General features: G+C 39.4%; 11 protein-coding genes. 5 read left to right on the top strand and 6 right to left on the bottom strand.

What is annotated here, in order from left to right:
• Positions 1-11 precede the first annotated feature (11 nt).
• The 4 genes from F948_RS11390 to F948_RS11375 all read left to right on the top strand — a co-directional run bounded on the left by F948_RS11390 (position 12) and on the right by F948_RS11375 (position 5148).
• Positions 12-2417, top strand: a complete 2406-nt coding sequence (locus tag F948_RS11390; protein WP_004963963.1) for a glucose/quinate/shikimate family membrane-bound PQQ-dependent dehydrogenase — start codon at positions 12-14, stop codon at positions 2415-2417.
• Positions 2418-2590: 173 nt separating this feature from the next.
• Positions 2591-4234, top strand: a complete 1644-nt coding sequence (locus tag F948_RS11385) for a nitrite/sulfite reductase (RefSeq protein WP_004963959.1) — start codon at positions 2591-2593, stop codon at positions 4232-4234.
• The gene (locus tag F948_RS11380) at positions 4227-4712 is read left to right on the top strand and encodes a DUF934 domain-containing protein (protein ID WP_004963954.1); all 486 of its coding nucleotides are present in this window, start codon (positions 4227-4229) and stop codon (positions 4710-4712) included. The genes F948_RS11385 and F948_RS11380 overlap by 8 nt, the downstream gene beginning before the upstream one ends.
• Positions 4713-4794: 82 nt before the next feature.
• Complete coding sequence (locus F948_RS11375; protein ID WP_004963950.1) at positions 4795-5148, top strand: DMT family transporter; 354 nt, start codon at positions 4795-4797, stop codon at positions 5146-5148.
• Positions 5149-5193: 45 nt separating this feature from the next.
• Here the strand turns inward: F948_RS11375 and F948_RS11370 are convergent, their stop codons facing one another.
• The 3 genes from F948_RS11370 to F948_RS11360 all read right to left on the bottom strand — a co-directional run bounded on the left by F948_RS11370 (position 5194) and on the right by F948_RS11360 (position 7597).
• Positions 5194-5637 carry a VOC family protein gene (locus tag F948_RS11370; protein WP_004963946.1) on the bottom strand — a complete coding sequence of 148 codons (444 nt, stop codon included), beginning with the start codon at positions 5635-5637 and terminating at the stop codon, positions 5194-5196.
• Positions 5638-5796: 159 nt separating this feature from the next.
• Positions 5797-6972 carry a thiolase family protein gene (locus tag F948_RS11365; RefSeq protein ID WP_004963942.1) on the bottom strand — a complete coding sequence of 392 codons (1176 nt, stop codon included), beginning with the start codon at positions 6970-6972 and terminating at the stop codon, positions 5797-5799.
• Between the two features lie 112 nt (positions 6973-7084).
• Positions 7085-7597: a GspH/FimT family protein gene (locus F948_RS11360; RefSeq protein ID WP_004963938.1), complete on the bottom strand. Its 513-nt coding sequence runs from the start codon at positions 7595-7597 to the stop codon at positions 7085-7087.
• 386 nt (positions 7598-7983) lie between these two features.
• On the opposite strand from F948_RS11360, the gene omp38 reads away from it, so the two are divergent.
• On the top strand, positions 7984-9048 hold the full coding sequence (gene omp38, locus F948_RS11355) for an outer membrane protein Omp38 (protein ID WP_004963936.1): 1065 nt from the start codon (positions 7984-7986) through the stop codon (positions 9046-9048).
• Between the two features lie 124 nt (positions 9049-9172).
• Here omp38 and F948_RS16500 read toward each other — a convergent pair whose 3' ends face one another.
• From F948_RS16500 to F948_RS11345, 3 genes are all read right to left on the bottom strand, one after another.
• The gene (locus tag F948_RS16500) at positions 9173-9331 is read right to left on the bottom strand and encodes a hypothetical protein (RefSeq protein WP_004963933.1); all 159 of its coding nucleotides are present in this window, start codon (positions 9329-9331) and stop codon (positions 9173-9175) included.
• A gap of 4 nt (positions 9332-9335) precedes the next feature.
• Positions 9336-10541: an RtcB family protein gene (locus F948_RS11350; RefSeq protein ID WP_004963928.1), complete on the bottom strand. Its 1206-nt coding sequence runs from the start codon at positions 10539-10541 to the stop codon at positions 9336-9338.
• 251 nt (positions 10542-10792) lie between these two features.
• On the bottom strand, positions 10793-12250 hold the full coding sequence (locus tag F948_RS11345) for an amino acid permease (RefSeq protein WP_004950518.1): 1458 nt from the start codon (positions 12248-12250) through the stop codon (positions 10793-10795).
• Between the last annotated feature and the right edge of the window lie 13 nt (positions 12251-12263).

The following is a 12263-nucleotide window of genomic DNA, read 5'->3' as shown; positions in this document are numbered from 1 at the left end:
AAGGTGATCTTATGAATCAATCTGCTTCAAAATCAGGATTGCGAACGTTGACGGTAATGATCCTTGCCCTCATTGCTTTGTTCCTGCTTATTGGTGGTGTATGGCTCGCAGCTATTGGTGGGTCTTTTTATTATGTGATTGCAGGTGTGTTGTTACTCATCGTAGCAGTACAACTTTATAAGCGTGCTTCTGGTCCACTCTGGGTCTATGCCGCTTTAATGTTAGGAAGTGTGATTTGGGGTGTTTGGGAAGTTGGAACGGACTTCTGGGCACTGGCTCCACGTCTTGATGTTTTGGGTGTGTTGGGTTTGTGGTTGTTAGTACCTGCTGTAACAAGAGGTATTGATAAACTTGGCTCAAGTAAGGTTGCGCTATCATCGACTTTAGTTATCGCTATTGTGGTGATGGTGTACTCGATCTTTAATGATCCTCAAGAAATTAATGGTGTGATTCAAACACCTCAACCTGCACAAGCGAAAGCAGTTGATGGTGTAGCACCTGAGGACTGGCCTGCCTATGGTCGTAGTCAAGGAGGGGAGCGTTATTCTCCTCTGACTCAAATTAATGACAAAAATGTCAAAGATTTGAAAGTTGCTTGGACATTCCGTACAGGTGATTTTAGAACTGAAAATGACTCAGGTGAAACAACTAATCAGGTGACACCAATTAAAATCGGCAACAATATGTATATGTGTACGCCACATCAACATTTGATTGCACTTGATCCAGCAACAGGCAAAGAAAAATGGCGTTTTGATCCAAAACTTAAAACGGACAAGACTTTCCAACATTTAACTTGTCGTGGTGTGATGTATTACGATGCTGCAAACACCACTGAGTTTGCAACCAGTTTACAGGCGAAAAAATCAACTTCGGCTGAATGTCCTCGTAAAGTTTTTGTTCCGGTTAATGATGGTCGTTTAGTTGCGGTGAACGCAGATACAGGTAAAGCATGTTCTGACTTTGGTCAAAATGGCGAAGTGAATTTACAAGAATTCATGCCATATGCCTATCCAGGTGGCTATAACCCAACTTCACCAGGTGTTGTATCTGGTACTACAGTGGTAATTGCAGGTTCAGTGACCGATAACCATTCGAATAAAGAGCCATCAGGTGTGATTCGTGGTTATGACGTGAATACTGGTAAGTTGCTGTGGGTATTCGATACGGGTGCTGCTGATCCGAATGCAATGCCAGGTCAAGACACAACATTTGTGCATAACTCGCCAAATGCATGGGCGCCACTTGCTTATGATGCAAAATTGGACATCGTCTATGTACCGACAGGTGTAGGTACACCTGATATTTGGGGAGGCGACCGTACTGAGTTGAAAGAGCGCTATGCGAACTCAATGCTGGCGATTAATGCAACCACAGGTAAGCTAGTTTGGAGTTTCCAAACCACACATCATGATTTGTGGGATATGGATGTACCATCTCAACCTTCTTTGGCGGATATTCAGGATAAATCTGGTCAAACGGTCCCTGCGATTTATGTCTTAACTAAAACAGGAAATGCCTTTGTTTTAGATCGTCGTAATGGTCAGCCAATAGTACCGATTACTGAAAAACCAGTTCCGCAAACAGTGAAGTGGGGACCACAAACTAAAGGTGAGTTCTATGCTAAAACTCAACCATTCTCTGACTTTAACTTAGCACCTAAAGATAAATTAACAGATAAAGACATGTGGGGTGCCACCATGTTTGACCAGTTAATGTGTCGGGTGAAGTTTAAACGTTTGAATTACGATGGTATTTATACACCACCTTCTGAAAATGGCACTTTAGTATTCCCTGGTAATCTCGGTGTATTCGAATGGGGCGGTATGTCAGTGAATGCTGATCGTCAAGTTGCAGTCATGAACCCGATTGGCTTGCCATTCGTAAGTCGTTTAATTCCAGCAGATCCAAACCGTCAAGCAGTCGCACGTGGTGCGGGTACAGAGCAGGGCATGCAACCGATGTATGGTACGCCATATGGTGTAGATATTAGTCCGTTCCTGTCTCCATTCGGTTTGCCTTGTAAGCAACCTGGTTGGGGCTTTGTTGCTGGTGTGGATTTAAAAACACATGAAGTGGTTTGGAAAAAACGTATTGGTACGATTCGTGATAGTTTGCCAAATCTATTCCAATTACCACCAGTGAAAATTGGAGTACCAGGTTTAGGTGGTTCGATTTCAACAGCAGGTAATGTGATGTTTGTTGGGGCGACTCAAGATAACTACATCCGTGCCTTTAATGTTTCAAATGGCGATAAGTTATGGGAAGCTCGTTTACCTGCAGGTGGTCAGGCAACACCAATGACTTATGAAGCTAACGGTAAGCAATATGTCGTAATTATGGCAGGTGGACACGGTTCATTTGGTACTAAAATGGGTGATTATCTGGTAGCGTATGCTTTACCAGATAAGAACTAATTTCATTTGGAAATTGAATGTAAAAGCTCAGATTCGTCTGGGCTTTTCCTTTTTGTAGTCATTAGATAGGCTTATCAATAAAACCGTTATTAAATATGCAAAAAAAGCATTTTATTGATGAAACAAAGCTCGTTATGCTAAACGCCTTTATAATGAATGACTAGCCATACGCCATGTATTTATATACGGATTTCGATCAACAACTGATTAACCAACGCGTTGCTCAGTTTCGCGATCAAACAGAACGCTATTTAGCAGGAAAATTGACCGAAGACGAATATCGTCCATTACGTTTGCAAAATGGTTTATACGTGCAACGTTATGCGCCGATGCTCCGTATCGCCGTGCCGTATGGCTTGATGAATACTAAACAACTCAGAAAAATTGCTGAAATTGCGACTGAATATGATCGTGGTTATGCCCACGTTTCAACTCGTCAAAATATTCAGTTGAACTGGCCTGCTTTAGAAAATGTACCTGATATTCTTGCTGAGCTGGCAACAGTACAAATGCATGCAATACAAACCTCAGGTAACTGTATTCGTAATACCACCACTGATCAGTTTGCAGGTGTGGTTGCTGGTGAGATTGCAGACCCACGTCCGACCTGTGAATTGATTCGTCAGTGGAGTACTTTTCATCCTGAATTTGCGTTCTTGCCACGTAAGTTCAAGATTGCAGTTTCTGCTCTGGAAGAAACAGACCGTGCTGCAACGGCGTTCCACGATATCGGTGTTTATATCGTACGCAATGATGCTGGTGAGATTGGTTATAAAATCATGGCGGGCGGTGGCTTAGGTCGTACACCAATTATTGGTAGCGTCATTCGTGAGTTCTTACCACGTGAAGATTTGATTGCTTATCTTGAAGCGACTTTACGTGTATATAACTTACATGGTCGTCGTGATAACAAATATAAAGCACGTATCAAAATTTTAGTTAAAGCACTTACGCCAGAAGTCTTTGCTCAAAAAGTTGAGGCTGAATTTGAGCACACACGTGAAGCTCTAAGAATTCAACCAGAAATCTTAAAAAAATTGGATGAAGAATTTACACCATTCGATTATCAAGACCTAGAAGATGAGGATTTCACAGCATTATTCGCTGAAAATCCAAAGTTCAAACAATGGTACAACGTCAATACTAATGCTCATAAAGTTAAAGGTTATCGTATCGTTACGATTTCTTTGAAGCGTGCTGGTATTGCTCCTGGTGACGTAACATCAGAAGAAATGAACTTAATCGCTGATTTAGCAGATAAGTATACGTTTGGCGAGTTCCGTACTACACATGAACAAAATATTTCATTGGTAGACGTACCACAGAAAAATTTATTTGAATTGTGGCAAACGCTTGAACAGCACAACATGGCTCGTGCACATATTGGTTTTATTACCGATATTATTTGCTGTCCAGGTGGTGATTTCTGTTCATTAGCTAACGCAAAATCAATTCCTATTTCAGAAGCGATCACACGTCGTTTTGAAGATCTTGATACCATTTATAATTTAGGTGAACTAGACCTAAATATCTCAGGATGTATGAATGCTTGTGGTCATCACCATGTAGGCAATATTGGTATTCTTGGTGTAGATAAAAAAGGTGCTGAGTTCTATCAAATCACTTTAGGTGGTAATGCGAATCATGATGCATCTATTGGTGATATTTTAGGACCATCTTTTGCTGCAGATGCTGTACCCGACGTGATCGAGGAAATTTTGAATACTTACCTAGATTTGCGTACTGAAGGTGAGCGTTTTATCGATACATACCGTCGTGTAGGGATTCAGCCATTTAAGGAGCGTGCTTATGCTTAATACATCGCTACAAGTGCTTTCTAAAGATGGCACGATTGCAGACAATACTTATCAAGTTATTGCAGAAGATGGAGCAATTCCCCAAGGTGATGTTGTTTTAACAACAGCCCAATTGAATGAATTGCCAAATATACAAGGTAAAAAAGCGTTGTATATCACTGTAAATGATTCACCTGAAACACATCAGTTCCCTTTAAGCGAATTAGATGCAATATTCATTGAGTTTGCTGGTTTTAATGATGGTCGTGGATATTCATTCGCAGCATTATTGCGCCGTCAAGGATATCAAGGTGAGTTACGTGCAGTGGGCGATATCTTTAAAGATGTTTTAAATTATTTAAAACGCTCTGGCTTTGATACCTTTGTAGTAAAAGAAGGTAAAGATATTCAGGAAGCAGCAGCTGGTCTGCTGGACTTTACAAATCCTTATCAAGCTTCAACAGCTGTACCTCAAGCAAGCTATCAAACTGGTGCATAAGCCACCCATAATCAATAAGCTGAACTAAGGTTCAGCTTTTTTGTTTTGTAAAATTGGATTAATCAAGAGCTGAAAAATAACAATGCTAACTCTCTTATCAAAAATCAATCCAGGTGTAATTTGGCTATTAATCGCTATAGCAACTGATGTACTTTCAACTTTTTATTCAGCCAAAGCAAATGGATTGGTCAATAAGCTGGATCAAGCTATTGCTTTGGTACTGTATCTTATTTCGTTTACTTGTGCTGCGATTGCTTTGAAATATATGCAAGCCGGAATTTTATATGTGCTTTGGTCTGGTATTGGTGTAATTGCGACAGCAGCACTAGCAAAAGTTTTTTTGGGGCAGAATATTGATTTAGCGGGTTGGATTGGAATCGGTTTTATTACCATCGGTTTGATGATAATTGCACAATACTCAAATATTGATGTTTAAAAGTACTATCAAAAAAGTTTCTTTTGATAGTACTTAAGATTTTTCTTATATATCTTCTAACTGACAATTCACCATCCATTTAATGCCGAACTGATCAGTAAAAGCACCGTAAAGTGCACCCCAGAAAGTTTTCTCAAGTTGCATTTCAATATGACCATGAACGGAAAGCTGATTGAATAAACGGCGTGCCTCAGTTTCATCATGTTCAATATTAATAGAAATATAATGATTGTTTCCTTGAATGAAACCCGCGTTTGGGGCACAGAATTGATCGTTTACATCTGATCCCATTAAAACTGTATATTCATTGATTGGTAAAGATACATGTAGAATTAAGCTTTTATCGGCCTCAGATAAAGTTACACCTTCTGTCGGTGGCATATCTCCATAACGGCTAATGATTGCAAATTCACCGCCAAAAACTGATTGATAAAAAATAAAAGCCTGTTCTGTTTGTCCTTTAAAGTTCAAATAGTGATTTAGTTGCATTTTTTGCTCCTTGTTGTTTTTTTATACACTGCATAACGTACCGATATTTGAACGCTGGGTGAATTATTTTTTGTAATTATAGAAAACAGAAATCCTGCATATAGCAGGATTTCTGTTGCAACCTTACTATTATTTAATAGTAAGGTTCACACGTTATTTTTAGATCAGTTCAATCGCAACAGCAGTTGCTTCACCACCACCGATACATAATGCTGCAACGCCTTTCTTACCGTCAGTACGCTTGAGAGCGTGGATTAATGTAAGAATGATACGTGATCCCGTAGAACCAACAGGGTGGCCTAAAGCACAAGCACCACCATTGATATTCACTTTTTCAGCATCTAGTTTAAAGTCATCGATTGGGCACATTGTCACCATAGCAAAAGCTTCATTGATTTCCCAAAGATCAACTTCTTGTGCATCCCAACCTGCTTTCTTCAATACTTTCTCAATCGCACCAACAGGAGCAATTGTGAATTCAGAAGGGTGTTGAGAGTTAGAAGCCGTAGCGATGATTTTTGCTAAAGGTTGTAAACCACGTGCAGAAGCAACATCTGCTGAAGTAAGTACAAGTGCAGAAGCACCATCAGAGATAGAGCTTGCATTTGCAGCGGTAATTGTACCGTCTTTTGCAAATGCAGGTTTTAAACTTGGAATTTTATCAATTTTTGCATTCAATGGTTGTTCGTCTTGATCAACAACAACATCACCTTTACGGCTAGAAACAGTTACTGGAACGATTTCATCTTTGAAATAACCTTCAGTAATTGCTTTTTGTGCACGTTGTAAAGAGCGAATTGCAAAGTCATCCATTTGCTGACGGGTATAGCCACGAGTATTTGCCATATCTTGTGCAAATGAACCCATTAAACGACCTGTTTCTGCATCTTCTAGACCATCAAAGAACATATGATCTTTAATTTCACCATGACCCATGCGGTAACCTGCTCGAGCTTTTGGTAATACGTAAGGAGCATTGGTCATTGACTCCATACCGCCAGCAACAACGATCTCAGCACTACCAGCTTTGATCATATCTGCTGCTTGCATCACTGCTTTCATACCAGAGCCACACAATTTATTAATTGTTACAGCGCCTGTAGAGTCAGGTAAGCCTGCTTTACGCATTGCTTGGCGTGCAGGTCCTTGTTTTAGTCCCGCTGGAAGAACACAACCCATGATAACTTCTTCAACATCAGTTGGTTGTAAGCCTGAACGTGCGATCGCTTCTTTGATCGTGATAGCACCTAATTCAGGTGCTGTGGCACTCGATAAAGCACCTTGGAAGCCGCCCATAGCTGTGCGAGCGCCATTTACAATTACGATGTCAGTCATTGTATGTCTCCAGACTTATAATTTGCTGAGAATGTTCAAAACCTATGCAGTATATTAAAAAAACTCTGTCAATAAAGTGTTTTACATCGTATTCGCTAGACTGAAGAGTTTTTTAGCAGCTGGAAATTTCTTGCGTACGAACATGCCCCATATTACTTAAGATGATTTGGAGATGGTGGTTTGATCGACTAGAACAATAATAGAAACTGCCATTTGAACCACGTGGTAACCCCGTATCTCCCTGAAAGGTGAGTGAGTTAATATTCAGAGTGCCACGCCATGCCAATGAGCCATATTTAGGTTGGACTGGATTTGAATACAGAATAGTTTCTGTGATATCGCGTCTTTTATTACGATTAGCGTCAAGAAAACCAATAAATCCATGATTCCAATCGCTACTACAAGAACTAAAGTCTTGAGTTGCGCACAAAGTCACATTTTTCTGATAGGTTTGTGCATCGTATTTGGCTTTTTGTATGTAAATTGTGAGAGTCTTTTTAATTTGTTTTACTTCAATTGAAATTAATATTTCGATGAAGTAAGGATGTGCTAGGCTGACTAAAATTGCGGAAATTGCAATCGTTATGATGATTTCAGGCAGCGTAAAGCCGGAAAATTTAAACATAATATTACCTGTTGGTGTTTCTGTAATTTTTTTATTAACAAAGTGTTAAGTAATTACTGTATTTATTAATTTAAGTTTACTATTGCGAAACTAAAGATTACTTCATGCAGCAAATGCTGTTAAACTTGAAGAGAGCGAACAATAAGCTATTCAGACTTTAAAATTGAATTAAAATTTACTGAACTACAACGGAAATTGTAAGAAATTTTGTCAATAATTTACGAGGTTAAAGTTATCAAGCACTTGGAAAATTCATCAAGTGTTTGTATGATTCAAAGTGAAGTGAATAGCTTAAAAATAATACTGTGAACACTTCTGTGTTTATGGGGCCAAAACTCATAGGCTAAGCTTGAACAACAAACAATTGTTATCTCTGGAGGATATCCATGAAATTGAGTCGTATTGCACTTGCTATGCTTGTTGCTGCTCCTTTAGCTGCTGCTAATGCGGGTGTAACAGTAACTCCATTAATGCTTGGTTACACATTCCAAGATTCTAAGCACAACAACAGCACTGAAAACTTAACAAATGCTGGTGAGTTACAGGACGATTTATTCGTTGGTGCAGCTCTTGGTGTTGAATTAACACCTTGGTTGGGTTTTGAAACTGAATACAACCAAGTTAAAGGTGACGTTACTAGTGCAGCACCGAATGGTGAATACAAGCAACAACAAATCAACGGTAACTTCTATGTTACTTCTGATCTAATCACTAAAAACTACGATAGCAAAATCAAGCCATACGTATTATTAGGTGCTGGTCATTATAAATATTCTTTCACTGATGCTAACGAAGCTCAATTGGGTCGTGTTGGTCGTGGTTTGAAAGAAGAAGGTACTTTAGGTAATGCTGGTTTTGGTGCTTTCTGGCGCTTAAATGATGCTTTATCTCTTCGTACAGAAGCTCGTGGTACTTATAATATCGATGAAGACTTCTGGAACTACACAGCTCTTGCTGGTTTAAACGTAGTTCTTGGCGGTCACTTGAAGCCAGCTGCCCCAGTAGTAGAAGTTGCTCCAGTTGAACCAGTACCAGTTCAACCACAGCCGCAGCCACAAGAATTGACTGAAGACCTTAACATGGAACTTCGCGTATTCTTTGATACAAACAAGTCAGACATCAAACCACAATACAAATCTGAAATTGCTAAAGTTGCAGAGAAGTTAGCTGAATACCCGAATGCGACTGCTCGTATTGAAGGTCACACAGATAACACTGGTCCACGTAAGTTAAACGAACGTTTATCTTTAGCTCGTGCTAACTCTGTTAAATCAGCTCTTGTAAACGAATACAACGTTGATGCATCTCGTTTGTCTACTCAAGGTTTCGCTTGGGATCAACCGATTGCTGACAACAAAACTAAAGAAGGTCGTGCTATGAACCGTCGCGTATTCGCTGCGATCACTGGTAGCCGTACTGTTTTAGTTCAACCAGGTCAACAAGCTCAATAATTGAGTTTTTGAACTAAAAAAAGCGACTCTTATGAGTCGCTTTTTTATTGCCAAATTTAAGATAAATAAACATTTTAATTCTCCACACTTTTGAATCTTATATATTCAAGATTTAAGATAAAAATTACCAAACACCTTTACTTAGTTGTTGTTTGGTTTGTTGACGATCCCGACGATGTTGTGCACGAGGCTTCTCAGTTTCATGTATTCCACCTTTCTGTAGTAAAGGGGATAATGCGACGGGATTGCGAACTTTGATTTTAGGCATTTCTTTAAGTTTCATTTATTTAACCTTTTATACATAGAACTTGTTTAAGCGTGTGAATGATCTCGATGAGATCCGATTGATTCTGCATGACTTGATCGATGTCTTTATAAGCGCTAGGAATTTCATCAATTACACTTGGATCTTTTCGACATTCGATTCCTCGAGTTTGTTGAATTAAATCATCTTGGCTAAATAACAATTTTGCCTTATGACGACTCATTCTCCGACCTGCACCATGTGAACATGAGCAGAATGCTTCAGGATTTGCTCTACCTTTAACAATATAAGAACGTGTACCCATAGAACCCGGAATAATTCCTAATTCATCAGGTCCAGCACGAATTGCTCCTTTACGTGTTATAAAAAGATCTTCACCGAAATGATTCTCTCGACTGACATAATTGTGGTGGCAATTTATAGCTTCTTTAGTGAGTTGAAAGGGTGGAAGTAGGGGGCGAATGGCTTCTAAAATTAATCGCATCATTTCACGACGATTTTCAAAAGCATATTCTTGAGCCCATTCAACGGCTTCAACATAATCATTAAAACTACATGATCCTTCTGCGAAATAACTTAAATCTTTATCAGGAACATGACCAAAGCGATGTTGAGCTTCTTTCTTCGCCAGATCAATAAAATACGTTCCGATCACATTACCTAATCCACGACTGCCAGAATGTAACATGACCCAAACATCTTGATTTTCGTCTAAGCAGAGTTCAATAAAATGGTTGCCACCACCTAAAGTTCCAAGTTGTTTTTGCCAAGTTAAATCAAAATTTCTGAGCATTCTGATTAAACCAGGATGTTTTTTTACGATTGGTTGTAAGCGTTTTTCTAACGGAATAATGCTAGATGCTTTCGCTTTCACTTGTTTATGTAACTCAAATCCTACGGGAACTTTTCTTTCGATTGCATTACGCAATGACGAAAGATTATCAGGAAGTTGTGAAGCTTTTAAATTGAGTCGAATCGCATTCATACCACAGCCAATATCTACGCCCACAGCTGCGGGTATAATTGCATGTTTAGTTGGTATAACGCTTCCGACTGTCGCACCTTTACCAACATGTACATCGGGCATGACTGCAATATGAGAATAAACAAATTGCAGTTGTGCCATTTTCTTCAGTTGTTCAATGCTTTCATTATCAATATCGTTGGTGAATATCTTCACAGGTACACCGTATTGAGCTTCAGCATTGAGTATTTTTTGTATGCCCATTTTTATTTCTCGATTAGCGAAATTTCTGTCCGAATAGGCATAAAAAAACCTAGCGAATGCTAGGTTTAGAAGAGCATTCGGACAAGTGATCATTTGATTTGTCACTTGTCCGTGAGACCACACAGTGCCAAATCTTAAAGTGTTTTCCTTTGTAGTAATGGCATGTGTGTCCTCCTATATAAATTGCCGATGAAAATATGAGCGTGAATTTTACTCGTATTTCTCAAAGGGTCAAGTGAAATTAAGATTTATTATTCACCTTCTTTCACATTCATCTCTTTGTAAGCAATGAGTTTGGTCTTGTGTTTCCACTTATACCCTAACCAAATTGCAAGAAATAGCGGAATACTGATATAGGTTGAAAGTAGTCCTAACCAGTCAATTTTTCCACCAATCAGGGCTTGATAGTTCTGACCTAAAATAATGATGGAACAGAGAATAAATGCAAACCACGGTGCAAATGGAAAGAATTTTGCACGATAAGCGAGGTCTTCTAACTTATGTCCTTGAGCTAAATAGCCTTTGCGGAAACGATAATGTGATATTGCTATGCCTAGCCAGACAATAAATCCACACATCCCTGACATATTCAGTAACCAGTTAAAAACTTGTTGCTCACCGATAAATGTCGTTAGGAAACATAATGCTGCAACTGCTGTAGTTGCATACAGTGCATTCATTGGAACGCCACGTGTATCTAATTTGGAGAACCACTTTGGCGCACGACCTTCTTTAGCCATATCAAATAGCATACGGGTAGAAGAGTACATTCCAGAGTTACCCGCAGATAAAATTGCACTCAGAATAACTGCATTCATTAAGCTTGCAGCAAATGCGAATCCTGCTTTTTCATAGAGAAGAGTAAATGGAGAAAGCGCAATATTTTCACTTTCTGCGGCATGCAGTAACAAAGGATTATCGTAGCTGACCAGTGTACCAATGATGAAAATACACAAAATATAGAAAAGTAGAATTCGCCAAAAAATCTGTTTAATCGCCAAGGGAATTGTTTTCTTAGGGTCTTTTGATTCACCAGCAGCTACACCGACCATTTCAGTACCTTGAAATGAGAACCCTGCGATCATTGCAACACCAACCAGTGCTTGTAATCCACCAACGAATGGCGCATCACCTTTGGTCCAGTTGCTAAATGCAGAAACATTTGGAGTCAGCATAATTTTTGCAATCATTGCGATACCGATGATGATAAATACAATAATGGCAATAACTTTAATCATTGAAAACCAGAATTCACTTTCACCAAAGCCTTTGACCGTCATTGCATTGATTGCAAAGATCACAGCCAAAAATACAGCACTCCAATAGAAGCCAGAAATTTCTGGAAACCAAAATTTCATGATGAATTGGACGGCTACTAATTCAAATGCGACTGTAATCGCCCAGTTGTACCAATAGTTCCATCCTAAAGCAAAACCAAAACCTTCTTCTACATAGCGACTACCATAGGTGAAGAAAGCACCAGAACTTGGGTTATGAGTTGCAAGCTCGCCTAAACTAGTCATCAAGAAATAAATCATGATTCCAATAAGTGCATAAGCGAGTAACGCACCGCCAGGACCTGCGGTAGCGATCGTAGAGCCTGAAGCAAGGAATAAGCCTGTACCAATCGATCCACCGATGGCAATCATATTGAGATGGCGTGCCCCAAGCTTACGCTGTAGGTGTTGAGGAGCAGAAATATCGCTCATAAGATTTCCTTAA

It is taken from the genome of Acinetobacter junii CIP 64.5, from assembly GCF_000368765.1.
Lineage (GTDB): Bacteria > Pseudomonadota > Gammaproteobacteria > Pseudomonadales > Moraxellaceae > Acinetobacter > Acinetobacter junii.
This window is presented reverse-complemented; position numbering and strand designations above follow the sequence as displayed.

What these genes read in the sequence shown, in the direction of transcription:
- omp38 (WP_004963936.1), top strand. Translation starts at nt 7,984, where the DNA reads ATGAAATTGAGTCGTATTGCACTTGCTATGCTTGTTGCTGCTCCTTTA.
- F948_RS11345 (WP_004950518.1), bottom strand. Translation starts at nt 12,250, where the DNA reads ATGAGCGATATTTCTGCTCCTCAACACCTACAGCGTAAGCTTGGGGCA.
- F948_RS11390 (WP_004963963.1), top strand. Translation starts at nt 12, where the DNA reads ATGAATCAATCTGCTTCAAAATCAGGATTGCGAACGTTGACGGTAATG.
- F948_RS16500 (WP_004963933.1), bottom strand. Translation starts at nt 9,331, where the DNA reads ATGAAACTTAAAGAAATGCCTAAAATCAAAGTTCGCAATCCCGTCGCA.
- F948_RS11365 (WP_004963942.1), bottom strand. Translation starts at nt 6,972, where the DNA reads ATGACTGACATCGTAATTGTAAATGGCGCTCGCACAGCTATGGGCGGC.
- F948_RS11370 (WP_004963946.1), bottom strand. Translation starts at nt 5,637, where the DNA reads ATGCAACTAAATCACTATTTGAACTTTAAAGGACAAACAGAACAGGCT.
- F948_RS11375 (WP_004963950.1), top strand. Translation starts at nt 4,795, where the DNA reads ATGCTAACTCTCTTATCAAAAATCAATCCAGGTGTAATTTGGCTATTA.
- F948_RS11350 (WP_004963928.1), bottom strand. Translation starts at nt 10,541, where the DNA reads ATGGGCATACAAAAAATACTCAATGCTGAAGCTCAATACGGTGTACCT.
- F948_RS11380 (WP_004963954.1), top strand. Translation starts at nt 4,227, where the DNA reads ATGCTTAATACATCGCTACAAGTGCTTTCTAAAGATGGCACGATTGCA.
- F948_RS11385 (WP_004963959.1), top strand. Translation starts at nt 2,591, where the DNA reads ATGTATTTATATACGGATTTCGATCAACAACTGATTAACCAACGCGTT.
- F948_RS11360 (WP_004963938.1), bottom strand. Translation starts at nt 7,597, where the DNA reads ATGTTTAAATTTTCCGGCTTTACGCTGCCTGAAATCATCATAACGATT.